17 protein-coding genes are annotated in these 17,953 nt (G+C 64.0%); 3 read left to right on the top strand and 14 right to left on the bottom strand.

Translation table 11 applies throughout. The features are described from left to right. Positions 1-393: 393 nt before the first annotated feature. Positions 394-864 (bottom strand): MarR family winged helix-turn-helix transcriptional regulator, encoded by a 471-nt coding sequence (locus ACSQ9A_RS16165; protein WP_436304352.1) that lies wholly within the window; start codon positions 862-864, stop codon positions 394-396. 451 nt (positions 865-1,315) lie between these two features. Here ACSQ9A_RS16165 and ACSQ9A_RS16170 point away from each other — a divergent pair, with 451 nt between their 5' ends. Beyond that, on the top strand, positions 1,316-3,088 hold the full coding sequence (locus ACSQ9A_RS16170) for a tannase/feruloyl esterase family alpha/beta hydrolase (protein ID WP_436304353.1): 1,773 nt from the start codon (positions 1,316-1,318) through the stop codon (positions 3,086-3,088). Positions 3,089-3,573: 485 nt separating this feature from the next. Continuing rightward, positions 3,574-5,208: a carboxylesterase/lipase family protein gene (locus tag ACSQ9A_RS16175; protein WP_436304354.1), complete on the top strand. Its 1,635-nt coding sequence runs from the start codon at positions 3,574-3,576 to the stop codon at positions 5,206-5,208. A 1,156-nt stretch (positions 5,209-6,364) separates the two neighbouring features. On the opposite strand, the gene ACSQ9A_RS16180 is transcribed toward ACSQ9A_RS16175, so the two are convergent. The 13 genes from ACSQ9A_RS16180 to ACSQ9A_RS16240 are packed head-to-tail and all read right to left on the bottom strand — an operon-like array spanning position 6,365 to position 16,838. Then, complete coding sequence (locus ACSQ9A_RS16180; protein ID WP_436304355.1) at positions 6,365-6,853, bottom strand: single-stranded DNA-binding protein; 489 nt, start codon at positions 6,851-6,853, stop codon at positions 6,365-6,367. A 27-nt stretch (positions 6,854-6,880) separates the two neighbouring features. Continuing rightward, positions 6,881-7,951 carry a P-type DNA transfer ATPase VirB11 gene (gene virB11, locus ACSQ9A_RS16185; RefSeq protein ID WP_436304356.1) on the bottom strand — a complete coding sequence of 357 codons (1,071 nt, stop codon included), beginning with the start codon at positions 7,949-7,951 and terminating at the stop codon, positions 6,881-6,883. A gap of 11 nt (positions 7,952-7,962) precedes the next feature. Continuing rightward, the gene (locus tag ACSQ9A_RS16190; RefSeq protein WP_436304357.1) at positions 7,963-9,198 is read right to left on the bottom strand and encodes a TrbI/VirB10 family protein; all 1,236 of its coding nucleotides are present in this window, start codon (positions 9,196-9,198) and stop codon (positions 7,963-7,965) included. Between the two features lie 2 nt (positions 9,199-9,200). After that, positions 9,201-10,019, bottom strand: coding sequence for a TrbG/VirB9 family P-type conjugative transfer protein (locus tag ACSQ9A_RS16195; protein WP_436304358.1), 819 nt, complete (start codon positions 10,017-10,019; stop codon positions 9,201-9,203). Further along, the gene (locus ACSQ9A_RS16200) at positions 10,016-10,822 is read right to left on the bottom strand and encodes a virB8 family protein (RefSeq protein ID WP_436304359.1); all 807 of its coding nucleotides are present in this window, start codon (positions 10,820-10,822) and stop codon (positions 10,016-10,018) included. Before ACSQ9A_RS16200 ends, ACSQ9A_RS16195 begins: the two co-directional genes overlap by 4 nt. Continuing rightward, positions 10,819-10,956, bottom strand: a complete 138-nt coding sequence (locus tag ACSQ9A_RS16205; protein WP_436304360.1) for a hypothetical protein — start codon at positions 10,954-10,956, stop codon at positions 10,819-10,821. Before ACSQ9A_RS16205 ends, ACSQ9A_RS16200 begins: the two co-directional genes overlap by 4 nt. A 10-nt stretch (positions 10,957-10,966) precedes the next feature. Next, positions 10,967-11,920: a type IV secretion system protein gene (locus ACSQ9A_RS16210; RefSeq protein ID WP_436304361.1), complete on the bottom strand. Its 954-nt coding sequence runs from the start codon at positions 11,918-11,920 to the stop codon at positions 10,967-10,969. A gap of 16 nt (positions 11,921-11,936) precedes the next feature. Then, entirely contained in the window at positions 11,937-12,197 is a 261-nt protein-coding gene (locus ACSQ9A_RS16215) for a hypothetical protein (RefSeq protein ID WP_436304362.1), read from the bottom strand. A 4-nt stretch (positions 12,198-12,201) separates the two neighbouring features. Then, positions 12,202-12,924, bottom strand: a complete 723-nt coding sequence (gene virB5, locus ACSQ9A_RS16220; RefSeq protein WP_436304363.1) for a P-type DNA transfer protein VirB5 — start codon at positions 12,922-12,924, stop codon at positions 12,202-12,204. Beyond that, positions 12,924-15,443, bottom strand: a complete 2,520-nt coding sequence (locus ACSQ9A_RS16225) for a conjugal transfer protein TrbE (RefSeq protein ID WP_436304364.1) — start codon at positions 15,441-15,443, stop codon at positions 12,924-12,926. The genes virB5 and ACSQ9A_RS16225 overlap by 1 nt, the downstream gene beginning before the upstream one ends. Continuing rightward, positions 15,443-15,787 (bottom strand): hypothetical protein, encoded by a 345-nt coding sequence (locus ACSQ9A_RS16230; protein WP_436304365.1) that lies wholly within the window; start codon positions 15,785-15,787, stop codon positions 15,443-15,445. Before ACSQ9A_RS16230 ends, ACSQ9A_RS16225 begins: the two co-directional genes overlap by 1 nt. Continuing rightward, the gene (locus ACSQ9A_RS16235) at positions 15,784-16,158 is read right to left on the bottom strand and encodes a hypothetical protein (RefSeq protein WP_436304366.1); all 375 of its coding nucleotides are present in this window, start codon (positions 16,156-16,158) and stop codon (positions 15,784-15,786) included. Before ACSQ9A_RS16235 ends, ACSQ9A_RS16230 begins: the two co-directional genes overlap by 4 nt. Positions 16,159-16,208: 50 nt before the next feature. Beyond that, on the bottom strand, positions 16,209-16,838 hold the full coding sequence (locus ACSQ9A_RS16240; RefSeq protein ID WP_436304367.1) for a lytic transglycosylase domain-containing protein: 630 nt from the start codon (positions 16,836-16,838) through the stop codon (positions 16,209-16,211). A 238-nt stretch (positions 16,839-17,076) separates the two neighbouring features. On the opposite strand from ACSQ9A_RS16240, the gene ACSQ9A_RS16245 reads away from it, so the two are divergent. Further along, positions 17,077-17,934 (top strand): helix-turn-helix domain-containing protein, encoded by an 858-nt coding sequence (locus ACSQ9A_RS16245; protein WP_436304368.1) that lies wholly within the window; start codon positions 17,077-17,079, stop codon positions 17,932-17,934. Positions 17,935-17,953 lie beyond the last annotated feature (19 nt).

Below are 17,953 nucleotides of genomic sequence, written 5' to 3' on the forward strand. Positions count from 1 at the left end.
ACCCGTTTGACTTGCTGCTGTCGCGCTCGCTCGCCTGCGTTCTCGCTCTGCTCGCCGGCTGCACGAGCCTGCCGGCGCACCAGCCCGCGCTGCCTCAGTTCGCGGTCGCTGACGAGTCTGACACGGTCCTGGCGCGCAGCGACAGCGACGCTGCCGGCGAGCGAGCCTCAGCTCTCGGGCTTTCGCCTGCTGCCCTCGGGCGAGGCGGCCTTCAACGCGCGCATCGACCTGGCATGGCGAGCGCAGGCTTCGATCGACGCGCAGTACTACCTTGTCGCCGACGACGAGATCGGGCACCAGTTCCTCCGTGCACTGCGCGATGCGGCAGGTCGCGGCGTGCGCGTGCGGCTGAAGCAACTCGGCTGCGGCGTCCTCACCCGCGTCCGTCAGCTCTCATCCCTTGCGCCTGTGAGCGACCTTTTGCAGCAATTGGAGGAGCATGAGCCGCTCTGCCTCGGTCAGGTCCCTCACGATCTCTCGATCGGCCTCGAGCAGTGTCGTGAGGGCCCTTGAGACGAGCGCATCACCTTTACGGGTGATACGCAGATCCTGGGTGCGTCGATCCACGGAGCCGCGCTCGCGCGCGATGAGTCCGCGTTGCTCCAGCTGGTCAAGCCACACCTTGACGCCGGGGGTTGTCACCGCCAGTGACTTGGCGACGCGGGCGGCGGTCACCGGTGTGTTTGCTCGGACGAGCTGCAGGATGGTGAACTCGACCTTCCGCAGGCCAAGCGGCTCGCCGACCGTGCGAGTGAAGGCCTCGCTGGTAAGGATCGCGGCCTGGGCCAGTTGGTATCCCAACAGGTCATGCATGCCTCCCTCTGTGAGGGCGCCCTGCGGCGTGAGGGTCTCTTCGGTCTTCATCGCGTCGAGTCTACCGACTGGGTCGGTGAGGACAGGTTTGGGTCGCCTGATCGTAAATCTACTTACTCACTTTAGTGTGAGACTGCTCGGGAAACCACTAGTGTTCGCAAATCATGATCATTAAGTACATTAACAATAAGTAGATCTGATCCAACGGGCGATCGGGCTGTGCGGCGCGCGACCGACCCACCGTCAAGTGCGTGGTCCAAAACGTCATCGCGGTGCCTGTGGGACCTCAACAAAGTTCGGAGACATCGATGACCAGACATCCTCTCCCGCCCTTGGCACGGAGGCTGGGGCCCGTCCACCGGAGCAGCGACTGCTTCCTGGCTGGCGGTCCCCGACGAGCGTGCACGCATGGCTCGGGGCCGCCGTAGCTGGCCAAGCCTTCAACGTATGACTCTTTCATTCACTACACCTCGCCGGTCTTGACGGGCGCACGGAGAAACCCATGACGAAGATTCCGAATGGCCACTGTCCTGCCCGCCCCGCCGGGACGGCGCCCCATTGGATTGCCGCCGCCTGTGCGGCCCTGATCGCCGGCTGCGGCGGCGGTGGCAGCGACGGGCTGCCCCTGCTGCCCGCGGCCAGCGGCAGCGCGTCGCTGCCTCAGCTGGCCGCGGCCTCAGGCGCGCCACTCGGCGCCTGTGCCGATCTGGCCAGCAAGTTCTCGTTTCCCAATACCACCGTCACCTCGGCCACTCCGGTGGTCGCGGGCACGCTGACGGTGGCGGGCAGCCCCGTGGGCGCGCACTGCCAGGTGAAAGGCGAGATGTATCGCCGCACCAGCCCGCAGGACGGCAAGAGCTACGCCATCGGCTTCGAGATGCGCATGCCCAATGACTGGAACGGCCGCTTCTTCTACCAGGCCAACGGCGGCCTGGACGGTAGCGTTGGCACGGCCACCGGGGCGATCGGCGGCAGCGCACCGGCCTTCACCAACCCACTGAAGATGGGCTTTGCCGTCATCAGCTCCGACGCCGGCCACATCGGCTCGCTGGGGCCCACTTTTGGCATCGACGCCCAGGCCCGGCTGGATTACGGTTACAACGCGGCGGTTAAGCTCACGCCCATGGCCAAATCGCTGATCGCCTCGGCCTACGGCAAAGGGCCGGACCGGTCCTACTTCGGTGGCTGCTCCAACGGGGGGCGCCACACCTTCGTGGCCACGACCCGCCTGCCCGATCAGTACGACGGCTTTCTGGCCGGCGCGCCGGGTTACCGTCTGCCGCTGGCGGCCACAGCCAATATCTTCGGCGCCAAGCAGTACGCGAAAGTGGCGACCGATCCGGCAGACCTAAGCACGGCCTTCACCGCGGCGGAACGCGCCACGGTCGCCAAGGCCGTGCTTGCCAAGTGCGACGCGCTCGACGGCGCGACTGACGGTATGGTCCAGGACGTGGCCGCCTGCCAGCAGGCCTTCGACTTCAACCGCGACGTGCCCACCTGCAGCGGCGCGCGGGACGGCAGCTGCCTGTCGGCCGAACAAAAGACGGCCATCGCGCCCATTTTCTCCGGCGCAACCGACAGCAAGGGCAACAAGTTCTATTCCAGCTTCCCGTTCGACGCGGGCCTTTCGGGCAGTGGCATCGCCCAATGGGAATTCAATGCGCCAGCGGGGTTGGACGCTGGCGCCGTTGGCATGGTCTGGAGCACGCCGCCGGCCGATCCGGCAAGCTTCAACGGTCCGGCTTTCGTGGCGTCCACATCGATCGACAGCATGCTTGCTTCCATCGCGGCGACCAGCAGCACCTACCTCGAGTCCGCGCTGTCCTTCATGCTGCCTGTGCAGCCGAGCAACCTGAGCACCCTGAAAAACCGTGGCGCCAAGGTGATGGTCTATCACGGCGTCAGCGATCCCATCTTCTCGGTCGATGACACCACGACCTGGTACGAGAACCTGCGCAGCGCCAACAATGGCAATGCCGCTGACTTTGCGCGTTTCTTCCGGGTGCCCGGCATGGGCCACTGCGCCGGTGGCCCCGCCGCGGACCAGTTCGACATGCTTACGCCGCTGGTCGACTGGGTGGAAAAAGGCCGGGCGCCTGACTCGGTGGTTGCCACGGTGCGCGGCCCGGGCAATGCCGCCGGCGCTGCCAACGCTGACATACCGTCCAGTTGGTCGCCCGCGCGTACCCGGCCGCTCTGCCCCTATCCGCAAGTCGCACGCCTGAAGGCCGGTGCGACCGACCTCGAAAGCGCGAACAGCTTTAGTTGCCAATGAGGAGGGCGTCGCTTCTGCAAAGTAGCGCTGGCCAGCGAACAGGTGTGACCCACAGCACCACACCGACTTGGTGCGGTACCCGCGGGATCATGCCTGTCGTCCTGCAGCGCACGCTGCCGGTCATCAACGGCACCGTACCCTGCTCCCAGGGGCCTCGCCAAGTGGCCGCCGAGATCGAGGCTCGCACGGGTGTCGATTGCTGCCAGCTCTACGGCACCGGGCCCTCGGTCGCGCCGCGACCGAGTACCCCTTCAACATCAATCGCTCGCGCGTCCGCTCATTGGCCGTCACCGTGCGCGCCGCGTGCTTGCGCGACTTCGGCCGCGGTGCCCGGCTCGCGGCGTTAACCACCTCAAGGGCACTGTCGCCGAGCACCACGCTGCCAACCCCGAAAGACCCGATTCGCTTTTCGGCGGCGTAGCATGCCGCTTGCCGCGAGATGAATGAAAGCGCCGGGCTTTTAATTCACGAACCATGAGTCCATCATGAACCATCGTCCATTCTCGCTAGCTCTCTGGATTGCCATGAGCGCCGCGGCCCTTGCACAGATTGGCTGCGCGTACACGGCCGGGGTCGCAGCCGACGCAGGCCGCTCGACCGCAACAACGGTAACGACCGAGAACGGCAGCGTCAAAGGCCTTGCAAACGGAAACGCGGAGGTGTTCCTCGGACTGCCTTTCGCGGCGCCGCCAATGGGAAGTCTGCGTTGGGCCCCGCCCGAAAGAGCCGCTTCCTGGCAGGGCGTACGAGACGGGACGGTCGTGGGACCTAGTTGCCCGCAGACGGGTGGTTCCCCGGTCATCGGTCGAACGGAGAACGAGGACTGCCTTTATCTCAACCTCTATCGTCCCGCAGGCACTGCTTCGGGCGCATCGCTCCCCGTACTTGTGTATGTTCACGGCGGGGCCAATACGGTCGGCGGCGCAGTCCAGATCGAAGGTGCTCGCATGGCGGCAGAAAACCGGGTTGTGGTTGTTGCCATCAATCACCGCCTCGGATCACTCGGCTTCTTGAATCATCCCGCGCTCGCCCAGCAGGCCAAGGATCGCCTGGCGGGGAACTATGCATTGCTCGACATCAAAGCAGCGCTCGAATGGGTTCAACGCAACATCGGCGCATTCGGCGGCAATCCCAACAAGGTTACGTTGGGAGGAACCTCGTCGGGAGCAACCAATGTTTGCGCGCTCCTTGTCAACCCTGGTACCGCTGGGCTTCTTCATGCGGCGATTATTTCCAGTGATGATTGCTTGCGGGACGTCGACACGGTCGCGGAGTCGGAGGCGCGCGCGGCAGCCTTTGCAGCCAAGCTTGGATGCGCGAACCCGGGGAATGTCGTGACCTGCTTGCGCTCCAAGAGCGCCGGCGAGTTGGTGACTGCCGGCGGCGCCTGGAATCCACATGTCGATCCCAAAGGCTTCCACCGCAAGCCTGCGATCGACGCGATCGCGGCAGGCGAATGGCGGGCGGTGCCTGTATTGCTGGGCAGCACGCGCGAAGAAGGTCGTAGTTCCGGCACGGCTTTCGCCAACTTCACGGCCCAGGCGTACGCGGCCTGGGTAACCCGGCTCGTCGGGGCTGACCGTGCCCCAGCGTTGCTGGCAGCGTATCCAGCGGACAAATACTCGGGTCAGTACGCGCTGCCCTACGTCATCGGCGACTTCATTACCGACAGCGGAATGCGCGGTCTCGGCGGCTGCACCAACCTGGCGCTGGCGAGACATCTCGCGCGGCAAACGCCCACTTTCTATTACCAGTTCGAGGATCCAAACCCACCGGCACCCTCGACGCCGCCCGGCTATGAGTTTCGCGCGTCACATGGTCTTGATACTCCGTTCACGTGGGCCGATTCGCCTCACATGCAGCTCTCCTCCTCACGGTTTACCGAAGCGCAATGGCAGTTGTCGAAGGAGATGACCCGCTACTGGGCCGCTTTCGCCAGAAACTTCAACCCGGAGGTTCCCGGCCAGGCGGCGTGGCCCCGATTGATCGCGGACGGATCGTTGATGTCGCTGCGGCCGGGCGGACGGAGCCAAGCCTCGCCTGTCGCACAGTTTGCAGAGTTCCACAAGTGCTCACTGTGGGAAAAGATGCCCTGGGTGCTCGATCGCGGCGAACGCTGATCTGCTGCGATGCGGAACGGAGATGACTCCCTCGTCATCGCACGAACCGCAGGGATCGGACGAACCGAGACGCCTGCCTGACCCGCGAAGCCGGTGCGCATCATCGTGCCGTCCACCGCGGGCAGCCCTTGGGATCCGATGGCCCACCCACAATCTTGCCGATCGCCAGGGGCAGGCTTTCGAACAGCCGTTCGTCGTCGAGAACAAGTCGGGCGCGACCAGAACGATCGGCAAGGATCAGGTCGCGAAATCTCCGGCAGCGCGCCGGGCGTGATGTTCATGCCTCACACGCTGGTGCCGGGACTGTTCCCGGAGATGCCCTACGACACGCGGAACGACCTGGTCCCGTGAAGTGATGATGGCGGAAATGATCGTGTAGCCGGCCCCGTAGGCTTCTCCCTGCGCGAGTCGATCACTTTGCACTGTGACATGGAGCGGAGTCAGCAGACCCCAGGAAGCTTCATGTTGTGCTCGTACAAATGAATCCGCATCCCCGCTTTGGGGGGTGACATTCCCTGGAGGCGTCTGCCTTTCCGTACACCCAGCATCCAGCGGTGTCCATTCGCGTCGCACAACCCGCACCGCGATACGGTGCCTCATCGGGGAAGAACGACAGGCGCCCTCTTCCAAGACGCGACACGAATTGCCGGAAAGGTGCGAAACAGTGACACGTCATGCCGGAAATTAGGTTCTGTCGAAGCGGCGAACCTGAAAAGCAGCGCCGTCCATTGCCGAAATCAGCGCCAAACGTTCTCGAAATTCACAATCAGTCTCCGAACCCGCATCTCTTCGAGGGAAAGCGGGTTTTTCTTTGCCGCAAGCCAATCCGCGGCATAGCATGCCATGTCGGTACTTTGTCGGTACTTTTGCAGGTACCTGCGCTGGTCCCGACATCAGGTACCGACACGCGGTACCGACAAGCCCAGGCGCGGCGATGCTGACAGACACGTTCATGAGGCAGGTGAAGCACAAGGGTGCCGCGATCGGCGAGCGTTACGCCGACGGCGGCGGCATGTACCTGCGCGTTCGACCGGAATGCCCGGTCACGATGGCCCGGAACGGGCGGTCACGATGCGCCGGAATACCCATCCAGGTCATGATGCGCTGTCCACGCTCGGTATGACTTTAGACGCCTGGGGCAGGCCAAGCGTGTCGGTCACAAACGCGCGTCCGCTGCCTCTTGCTCAAGAGACTCGCGCACACTTCCGAGCATCCCCGACAAGTCGGCGAGGGACACATCGCGCCTCCTGCCGCTGGCGCGATCCCTGAGCAGCTTCTCAATCGACGACAAGCCCTTCGCTGCCAGTACCACGCGATCTCTTCGCGGCGCATCACTGATCACCTTCAACTCGTCCACCAGAATTTCAAAGCCGCGTCGTTGGCTGCCATCGCGCCCGGTCCAGCGTGTTGATCGCAACCGGCCCTCGACAAACACCTCGGCTCCCTTTCCCAGCGTGGACAGAGCCCACTGGGCCAGCCGGCCTTTGCAGACCAGCCGATGCCACTCGGTGTGCTCGACGTCCTGGCCGGCCTTGTCCGTCCAGCGTTCGTTGGTCGCCAGGTTAAGAATCGCAAGGACATCCTCGGCCGAGCCGGCCCGCTCCGCATCCCGGCCAAGACGTCCGATCAGTTGCACATGATTCATGTCCATCTCCTACTGTTGCCGGATCATCTAGCCCACGACGGATAGCGCATGCATCGGGTCGTAGTAGACGGCCGGGACGTGCCGCCCCAGCTCGCGATCGAACACCAACTGCACGACGACATGCACCAGCGTGTGCAGCAGCCGCATGATCTCCTGAAGAGCCAGGCTGCGTCCCTCGTCGGACGCCTTGATCAGCAGCGCGATCCGAACGAACGCCTCCTGTGGCGAGTTCGCATGAACGGTCGTGATGCCGCCCGGGTGCCCCGAGTTGAGAACGTTCTGCACGTAGTAGAAGGTCTCATCACCGCGCAGTTCGGCGAGCAGCACGCGGTTGGGCGTCTTGCGCATCACGGCCTGCAGTACCTGTTTGGCCGTGGCACCCACCACACGCTCGCCGGCATGCGAATCCCGCCGATAAAAGAGCGCCTGCGAGTTCGGATGATTGCGCAGCGGCATCTCCGGCGTGTCCTCGACGGTGATGAGTCGCTCCCAGGCCGGGATCAACTCGATGAGGGCACGGATAAAGGAGGTCTTGCCGCTGCCGGTGGCACCGGAAACGATCAGGTTCTGATGTTCTCTCACCGCCCGTGCGAAGAATGCCGACCAGTCACCCGCCCTGGCCAGATCCCATAGCTCGACCTGTGCCGGCTCGAGATGAACGAGCAGTCGCGCACGCTCGTCATCCGACAGCGATGCCGAGTGCACATGCCGCGTGCGCTGGAAGTAGCGCTGCTCGACAAACTGGCCCAGCTCGAAGGACTGGCTCGTGTGCTTGCGCAGGTTGAGGTAGATCATCCCGCGCGCCGCGGTCGGCGGCATCGTCATCTCGATGCGCTCGCCACCTGGCAGGTAGGCAGACAAGATCGGGTCGCCCTCGTCGAAGGGCTTCTGCGAGATGTTCGCCAGGAAGTTGCCCAGCGCCTGAAGGTACTCGAAGCTGATCGCGGGCGCCTCGACCTGCTCCCACACGCCGCGCTTCCACAGCTGCACGGTGCCCGGCGCGTTTACCGCCACCTCGTTGACGCTCGGATCGGCCAGCCAGCCTTGGAATGCACGCAGGTGCGCCAGGATCGAAACGTACTTGTCGGATGCGCCCATGACCGCGCTCCTCAGTTCACCGATGCGGCCGGGCGCAACTCGTAGACCGTCGAGAAGTCGACGTCCCGCGCCACGAAGATCTTGATGACCTCGCCCTGGTTCTTGTACAGGCTCGGCCGCAGCTGGCTGCCCTGTTTGAGCATCTCCTCGACGATCGACTTGGTCGTGCTGCCCGTGTTGTTCAGCTGCGAGAGCGAACCCTGCGTGCCGATGTTGTATGTATCGCCGTAGGTAGCGCCCGCTAATCGCGAGGCGCTCGCGTCGTCCCGGGCGATGTAGCTCTGCTTGGCATCCTCGAACAGCGAAAAGAACACCGCCCCGGCAAAGCGCTCGAACCACTTGTTGTCGACATAGCCGGAGGTGCCTGCGCGGCCCAGCGCATCGGTACCGGGCGAATTGAGCTGCACCGACACGAAGCTCGGCGTCACCGCACGCGACCAGAGGGTGAAGATCGTCTGCTGGCCGGCCTGCAGCCCCTGGCTGTACTCGCCTTCCATGGTCGTGCCCGCTTCCATCAGCACCACCTTCCCATCCATCGACATCACCGTAGCGCTGAGGATGCATTTGAGGAACCCCGGCTGGTCGGTCAGGATCGCCGTCAGCAGGGTGCAGTCCGGCAGCGTGCCCTTGGCCAGCGTCATCGACGGGTTGCGGTTGATGGTCGCGCTGGTGCCCGGCGTGATCGTGGCGGACAGTGCGCTCGCCAGGGCATTCGTGCCGCCTTGCGGCGTCGAGGCGCCGGGCAGGCCAGACGCCGTCGTCACTACAGCACCCAGCTGCGCCGCAGCAGCCGACACCGGCTGCGTCGCGGCAAGGTTGATCGCGCTCTTGCGGCGGCGCTCGCGGACACGATCCTCCTCCGTCCTGCCGCCCTGGGCGGCGGGCTGGCCGGTGTCGGGTTTCTTTTCGAGCTCGGGGCAGTTCAGGCCGACCGGAAGACGCAGGCCGCCGGGGCATTCCACGTACGTCGGCGGAGCGGCCACCGAACCGAGCGCCAGCGGGACCTTGACCTCGGGCGCGGCAAGCGGCCGCGCATCGGTCTTGGGGTCATTCTTCGATGCTGCCTGCGCCCCGAAGAGGCCGAAGTAGTTGTTCTTGCTGGCGATCCCGAAGAGGATCAGCAGCGCCGCCACGGTCGACGTCGCCACCAGGATCAGCTTCTGCCCGGGCGCGACGGCGCGCTTGCGCTCGACCAGGCCCTCGCGCTCTTCCTCGGCAACCGGTGTTTCCCTTTTCTGCTCGAACATCGCTAGCCTCCCGGTTCCCGGATTGCGCGCTGGACCCTGCCGCTGGCGGTGCCGGTCGGCGATGACTGGATCGGCAGGCTCGGCGAGCGGTTGGTGATGCCCGCCACCAGCGCGCCGCGGCGCAGGATGACGCGCTGCACCACGCGGTGCAGCACCATGGTGTCCTCCTCGACGTGGTAGTCGACCAGGCTCTCGGTCCCGTCGGGTTCGATGACGAACGCCGCGGGCAGCGGGTTGGCAGCAGAAAACAGCATGAAGGTCTGTCGGCCGTTGTCGTGCATGGACAGGGGCTGCAGCTCCTGCGGCCCCACGATCCAGTAGTCGTAGTTGAGCGTTCCTTCACGCGAGGACTCCTTGAAGTCCGAATTCATCTGCCTGCGCTCGGCCTCCTGTTTCGCCAGCGCGATAGCCTCAGGTGTGCTGGCGTCCTGCTCGGGGTACTGCAGCCGCACCCAGTACGCGACGCTGCGCGACGTGCGGCTGGTGGTCTTGAGCTGGAACAGGTACGAGCGCCGATTCGTGAAGATGGTCAGATTGGTGTCCGCCCTGACGTCCTTGGGCTTGAGCACGAACAGGTTGCCGTTGACGGCCGCATGCCAGGCATCGCGGTCGCCCATCGCGAAGTCCTTGATCTCCTCCTTCTTGCTGAGCTCGATCGTGGTGACCACCCCTTCGGCAGCTGCGATGCGGATGATGTTGTCGCCGGTGAACTTCACGGTCTGGATCCGCGCATCGCCCGCCGACGGCACGGTGCCGATCTCGGCGCGGACGAATCCGGCCGACAGCAGCAGCGCAAGGAGCGCACACGCACAGTGGTTCATCTGGTTGCGGCCTGCGGCATGCCGACATTGGCCGGCGTGATCGCATTAGATGTCGGCGAGACAGGAGCTGGCCCCATCGACCCGGGCGCTGCCGGTGCGCCGAGCACCTGCGGCACGCCCTCCTGGTCACGCCGGTAGTTCACCGCGCAGAAGCCAAAGGCATTGACGTGCAGGTCCTTGATTTGGGACGGGATGTTGGCCTTGTCGTACCGCACCGTGAGAGTCGAGATGTAGCGCGTGCGCACAGACGGCGCGACGCCGCGCGTCACGGTTTTGTCGAAGCGCACCTGCGCCACGCGCAGATCGTCCTGGTCGGTCGGCAGGAATGTGACGCTCTGGATCTCGGCGCGCTCGGAATCGGTCGGCGTCATCGTCTTGACCGGCGACTGCGCGTTGATCTCGGGATTGAAGTAGTTCTCCCAATCGGTGCGCACCGGTCCGCAGGACATCAGGTAGGCCGTCTTGTAGTTGGCCTCGGCCTCGCCGCGCGTGAAGCCCTCCCGCGCAAGCACATAGCGAGCGACATCCGATTGAACGATCTTCTGATCGCGGTCGCGGCCCACTGTCACTGTCTCACCGGGCGCCTGGACGTCGTAGGCACCGGTGGCGTTGTCGACGCGGATGATGGCGGGGACGAATTGCTTGAGTGGAAGCAGCACGCTGATGCTGAGCACACTCAAGGCGCACAGGATGCCGCAGGCCCAGGCGATCCTGGCGTTGCGTGAGGCGCGACGCTCCAGATCGAGGCGCTGCTGGGTATCCCAGTCCAGCGCCTGCGAGAAGTAGGTCTGCTTGTCGGTCACCTGGCTGCCTTCGTGCTCTGCGGCGCGTTGATGGGCCGCTCCTCACCTACCGGCCAGCCGGGCGGCTTGGGCGCGCCGCAACCGAGGAGGCTGACGACCACGGCGAACAAGAACAGCTTTGGCAGATGCTTCATATCACCATCCTCACCTGGAGCTCGAGCGGCTCAGCAGCGACCGTCCGTGAATCAAGTTCGTGAGTCCCGCACTGAACGAGCCACCACTTCCGGCTGTGAGCGATGCGCACATAGTCGGAATCTGCAGGAACATGAAGAACATCGCTAACGAGATAAGTAGGATCGGGATAGTGATGGCCGCTACGTTGAGGCCCGAGCCACGCACGCCAAGAAGATTGGCGACCATACTCAGCACGCCGCCCCCTCCGCCTGTACCGCCAAGCGTGTTGTTCAGCGTCCCCACGTAGCTGTTCACGATCCCGATAAACATGAAGATGAACAGCGCCGTGAACACGTGATAGAAAACAAAATAGAGCGACGTGTTCAGCCACGAGTAGAAGTAGTTCCTCGTTTGCGGAAGAATGAGCGCGAGCACGAAGAACGGCCCGACAGCGAGGACCATGCTCAGGCCCAGCTTCGAAAAGATGATCGCGAACAACGCGACGGCGAGCAAAAGGTATGTCGCCACGATGACTAGGGCGCCCATCAGGAATAGCGCAATCGCAGGACCGATGGCAAGTTCTTTAACGAGGTTGCTGCCTGCTGCGAACATGGCGGAGACAAGATCGACAACCTTCTCGTTGACTTGCCCAAGCAAATCAGGCGCATTGGTCGCGCTGTTGCTCAGCGCGGTCGTTAGAGCGGACGGAAGATCGAAGATGGGTCTGGCTACCCAGCTGAGATACCCGTTTCCCATGATGTACAGCACCACCATGAAGCCGACAAATTTCAGCAACCAATCAGTGATCGGCACCGCAACCTTGCCCTCGATGATCAGGTAGCACCAGATCAACATGCAGATGCCGAGTAGCACCCAGGCGATGGGGATCACGTATCCGGAGATGCCAGCTGCAGCACCCTCGTAAAAGCCGCTCAGCGCTCCGTCGAATTTGGCGTAGATGTCGCCGATGATGTTGTCGGCCATGGTTTCATTTCAATGATCAGAACTGCAGCTTCAATGGCTTGCGCAGTGCGCCGACCTCGTCTTGAGCGTTACATGCGGAACCCCTCTTGCCGCTCTTCTCAACCTCGGCGCTACAAGCGGCGTTCAGATCCTTGAGAGGCCCGAGATTTCCTTTGTCCGCCTCTACGGCGACGTGCTTCGGGTCGAATTTCGGGACCTCAACCGCATCCTGCTTGGTGCAAGCAGTGATGAGAATTACCACGGCGATCGCCGCGACTTCGAGAAAGCCGTGTTTCATGGTCTTAGAACCTGATGCCGCCAGCCGCCCCACGGGTCATGCCAGCATTGAAGTTGTCGATCGCCGACTGCTGCTGGAGCCGGCGGTCCGCCTCTTCCATCGCCTGGATGGTCGAAAGTTTGATCTGCTCGTTCTGCATCCGCACGGTTTCCACCTGGATGCGCGCCTGCACTTCGTTGATCGCCTTCACGTCCGTCGACGCGTTGATCGAACCGACAAAGGTCTGCAGGTTGCGGATGTTCTCGGCAGCCTTGCGGTAACCCATGTCGCCGATCTGCTTCTGTAGTGCCAGTTGCTGCCACTGCTGGTTGCAGGAAGAACGCATGGTGGGATCGCTGTTGAGCTCCGCGCACGATCGCAGCTGGTTGGCTCGCATGATGTCGTTCAGCGACCCCGAGATGCCGGCGAACGACCCGCTGCCGTTCTTGAGCGACCGCACCGCGCCAACGTAGTCCTGTGGAAGGTACTGCGTCAGCAGGTCGTTGTTCATGAGGCTGCCCAGGTTGCGCATTCCCTGCAGCGTCCCGTAGACCTGCTTCATCTGGTCGAGCTGGTCGCTCATCGAGCGCAGCTGCTCGGTCCACTTCATGATCGTCTCGATCTGGTTCATCGTCGCCGGGATGTCGCTCGTGACCGTCACCGGGATCTGGGCGTTGGCGCCGCTGGCCAGGCCAGCGCTCGCCACGAGTCCGAGAAAGAAGCGCCTAGCGCACATGAACCGCTTCATCACACTCTCCTTTTCAGAAACAGGGGCAGCCAGGCGGCCGGCTCGGGACCCCCCTCGGCGATCGCTGCGTGCATGACCTCGACGTTGTCGAGGCTCGCGGACAGCACGGCCAGCATGTCGTCCATGCCGCTCAGGTCCATCCTGACCAGCACCGACTCGGCGCCCTTCTTGAGCAGGAACTGGCCCGAGTTCTCCTCGGTGTGCTTGATCAGGTGGAACTCGCGCGGCGTAAGCTTCAGGCCGTCGATGTAGTCGGCCTGCTCGGCCTCGCCGTTGGGAAGGAGCAGCTGGGTCGGGAACTGCGACAGCAGCGTGCTGCCGAGCGGCGAGCGGCTGATGTCGCTGGGCTCCTGGGTGTCCAGGCCGATCACGCCGTCTTCCTTGCGGATCGTCTTGCCCTTGTTCTCGATGAAGCTCTGCATCAGCGGATCCTTCAGCGCCCGCCAGGCCTCGGCGATGTCGATGATGTGCGGCGCGCCGGACGCCTGTTGCGCGATCTTGTGCGTGAGGTATCGAAGGATCGGCGTTCTCGCCTCCTCGATGTCGAGGAAGTTGGTCATGTCGAAGCCGAAGGTGTCGGCGCCGCTCAGATCGAACCGGTCGGTCTCGTTGTCCAGGACCCACGAAAAGGCACCGCCGTCGCACCAGCGACCCAGCGCGTTGTAGAGGCTGCTCTCGCGATGGGTAGGCAGGGAATCGCGCACTCGGGCGTAGCGGCGATGCTTGGGCTCGAGTTCGTAGACCTGCCGGATGCTGCGCAGCAGATCCTCTTCGTCCTTGTGCGTCATGACATACTTGCCATCGAACTGCGCGTTCCAGCTCATGATGCTCAGGATCACGGAGATGTTCTCCGGGGTCGGGGGCATGGAGAACGGGTTCATGCCTGTCGGCTCGCCGCCGGTGATCCGGAAGTACCGCCCGCCCATGGCGCGGATGCAGATCTCCTCGCCGTAGTCCTTGTCGAAGCTGAAGATCTTCAGCGGCCGGCCGCTCGCCATCTCTTGCTTCCTTGCGAGCAGGCGCAGCGCGAGTTTCAACACCGTCTTGCCGCCGCCCGAACGCCCAATGATCTTGTAGTTTCCCAGCTCCTTGCGGTGGACCCGGGCTCGCGCGTCACCGGCGGCGTCGTTGGCCGCCCCGCCCTGGTCTTCCTCCGAGCCGCGCCGCGCCACCGGCTCGTCGTCGTAGTCGAGCCGGATGCCTTGCTCCATCAGCCGGTTGCGGCTCACGTGGTAGTTGAAGAAGTAAGGCCCACCCGCTGCGGTCTTCAGCAGCGCAATCGGCGCACCCCACTGGCTGCCCTGCGCGTTGCCCCTGGGATGGTTGTGCATCGGGAAGAACTTGGAGAAGTTCTTGCTGCTGATCGGCATCGCCCGGATGCGTCCGTAATTGAAGTTGCCCGGCAGCGTGCTGAAGTAGGTGCAGATCAGCGCCCCACCGCGCTCGCGCGAGGTGTTCATGCTCTTCTGGTCGAGCAGGGTCACGGCGGCATTGACGTTCTGGTTGAGTTCCTTGATGGAGTCGCCATAGACCACCAGGATCAGCTCGTGCTCGAACATCGAGAACTTGCCGGCCTGCAGCTGGGTGCGCGCCGCGGCGACCTCCTTGAGCTGCTCCTCGTTGTCGCTGGTGGACTTGATCTTGTTGTACTGGGTCTTGAGCAGGGCATCGGCCTTGTCGAAGGCCATCACCGTCACCGACTGACTGAGAACGAACTCGAAGGACGAGGACAGCAGGCCTTCGAAGACCTTGGCATCGAGCTGCTCGGCCCGGTACGGGGCCACCAGCGTGAGGATGGCGGCAAACCGGGAGCCGGCCGCGCCCTCGATCTCCACCGTCTCGGCGCCGAAGTTCAGCGCCGCGGCCTGCAGGCTCTGGCTCAACGCGTACGCCCCGAGCCCGATGTTCCGGTCGGTGTTGTTCAGCAGCCGGCCATAGAACCCGGCGGTGCGCGAGCACAGCCGCCCGTCGAGGTCGTAGGTCCCGAGCTGCCGCGGGTGGTAGCGCTTCAGGCTCGCCATCAGTTGCGCGGACAGCTTGGACAGCTCGTCGCGCGCCCGCAATCGCAGCTCGGTCATGGCCTCGCTCGAACGCTTCGACAACCGGATGCTGGTGCGGTCCGCCCGGTTGCCGGCAAGGCGATACACCGGCGAGACGAACAGCTGGTTGGTGAAGTGCTGCTCGCCCTCGAACTTGCGCGCGTACTGCCGGGCGAACTCCGCGGAAAGGCTGTTGTCGTAGCGGATGTCAGAGAAGTCGTAGCGCACGCGCCGGCGCTCCAGATGCGTCCACAGCGCCACGTTCGGGCTGCGCGCGATGTTGTTGATCGCGGAGAACCATTGCTGATTGAGGTTGTCCAGCTCCCTGTGGCCGAGGGTCTCGAACGACAGGCCCTGCACCGAAATCGTCTGCGTGAGGTCGCCCTCGTAGGTGATGACGGTGTGGTCGTCGATCTGCTGCGAGTACGGCAGGCAGCTGGCGACACTGCGCTCGGCCTTGGTGCTGGGCACGGCAGACATCACTGCACCTCGCTCCGATTCAGGTGCGGGCTGAAGCTGACCACGCCGCGGCCGTGACTGTTCTTGTTCAGGGCGAACCAGCGGTGCCGGTAGCTCGCCACCAGGTCCCGTACCCAGAACGGGTTGTCGTTGGTCTTGAGAACCAGGACCAGATGCAGCGGCAGCAGCAGGAGGGTCCAGAACCCGAACAGGCGCGTGCACAGCAGCAGGAGCATGCATTCGGCGCCGAACACGGACAGCGGCACGTAGGCCTGCAGCACCGGTGCCTGCGGCCCGCGGTAGATCACGGCGCGCTCGAGCGCCGGCTCCTCGTGGCGTTGACCGGCCTCCATCATGGCGCTCAAAGGTTCGAGATGCCCGAGGCCGATCCGCCCACCATGTCCTTGACGAACTGGATGATCGCCACGATACCGAAGGCCAGCGCCGTTCCCAGCAGCGCCTGGAAGAAGATCTTCTTCGGATCGTCGCGGCCGAGCCAGTTGCCGGTCACCCAATTCAGCAGCGTGAGCAGGCAGGCGATGGCGCCGATCACTCCGACAACGCCGTAGATGACGTTGAAGATGTTGACGCCGGCCTGCTTCAGGCTTTGGGCCATGACGGGATCGCCAGCTGCTGCGAGCGCGCCCGCAACGCATGCCATGCGCGCCCAACCGGCCGCGCGGCGAGCCTTGGCGAGATCAATCCTGTGGAGCGGCATGGTGAACTGGACAAGCATGGAATCCTCCCGAGGTGAAGTGGTCGGTGTTTGACTGCGCAGGTAGAGGGTCAGAAGCCCGGGCGGCTGCCGGCCTTTTCGAAGATGTCGAGCGACTCGCCGGCAAGGGTGGGCTTGCTCTTGGTTTCGTCCGCCGGCAGCGCAGCGACGTTCACCGCCGCGCGCGGGGCCGAGACTGCGGGCCGGGCGGCCAGGGCACCGGCGCCGAAATGCACCGAGGGCGGCGCACTGCTCATGTACGCGAAGATCCGGTTGCAGTACGCATCGCTGATCGCCCGGTCCACGCCGCCGGAGTTGTAGCCGCGCAGCGCCGCCCATATCGCTGCCATGCCGGAATAGCCGGAGGCCACGGCACGGTGGTAAGAGTTCCAGAGGATCTTCTGGCCCACAGCGAGGTTCTGGCACGGATCGAAGGCCTGCTGCCAGGTCAGCCTGTACAGCGACACGTTGCTCGCGTGAATCTGCGCCAGTCCGACCGAGAACTTGCGGCCAGCGGCATCCAGGGCCTTGGCCGTTGCGACGGCCTCCTCCAAGTTCGCCGGCTGCTTCACCGAACCGTGCGCCTTGTCCATGCCGATCGCCAGGGGCTGCCAGGCCGACTCGGCACGCACGAGCGCCTGCATCAGCACCGGCGAGACCTGCGGAGCACATTGATCGAGCAACGCAGCGATCGCTACCATTGCGCCGCTCCTGCATTGCCACGCGTACCGCTTGCAAGGAAGGGCGCAAGCCGTAGACCATCGCACAACGTCGCGGTGGAGTGGCTTTGCATGGTCGTAGCGAGCATTTTTTGATCGTCAACGGATGGAAAACTAGTCAGTGCTGTCTGGCGTGGCGTATTATGTATCGTCTTACGATACAAAAGATGATTTGTAGTTGCGCGTGACGCAAACTTACATTTGGATAAGGCCAGAGTAGATGACATCCAGTCCGCCCCCCGACGAAGACGAACCACCGTCGCAAGCCGCTCAGGCCGTTCGCGCCCTGCTCGACCGCCACGGCATCCCCAAGCACAGGCAATCCACATTCGTCGGCGAGTTCTTCAATCTCTCGCGCGCTGCTGCGCACCGTCGCGTTCACAGCACGGCTGCCTGGACCATCGACGAGTTGCAGACCCTCGCGGAAAAGTTCGGGGAGTCGCTTCCGGAGATGCTCGGCGGCGGACGTGCCAAGGGAGCGACGAGAGCGACGTTGCAGGTGGGAGAGGTCCGGGCCCCGTGCCGCGTCTGGTTTGCCGATGGCGATGAGCTCGGCAACGCCGCCTTTGTGGCCGTGGAAAGCGCCGGCGCCTACAAGGTCGTTCCTGCAGACTCGGTACCCAAATCGTCCAGGACCCGGCAGATTGCCCGCTTCGAAATCGACCAGACGATCGGCCCGCCTGCCCGCATCGCGGTACTGGACGACGACAAGGAAGTCACGCAGACGATCTGCGCCGCGCTGCGTGAGAAAGGCTACGAGCCGGTGGGTTTCAGCGCCGCGAATGCATTGATCGCAGAGATCCAGCGCTCGCCGTTCGACGGCTACATCCTCGACTGGAAAGTGCGCGGCGGCAATGCCTTGCCGGTCGTGGCAAAGATCCGCGAGCAGGCTGTTCACGGCGCCATCGCCCTGCTCAGCGGGCGCCTGCGCGACGGCAGCATCAACACGGCGGAGGTCGCCGCGGCGTCGAGCCAGTACAACTTCAGGGTGTTCGAAAAGCCCGCGCAGATCGAGTTCATCATTGCGGCGCTCGAGAGCGATGGCTTGGAATCCCCTCGAGCCCCGGTTTCCCGATAGGGCTTTTCCGTCGCGCGGT

The organism is Variovorax sp. LjRoot290 (genome assembly GCF_964253985.1).
Lineage (GTDB): Bacteria > Pseudomonadota > Gammaproteobacteria > Burkholderiales > Burkholderiaceae_C > Variovorax.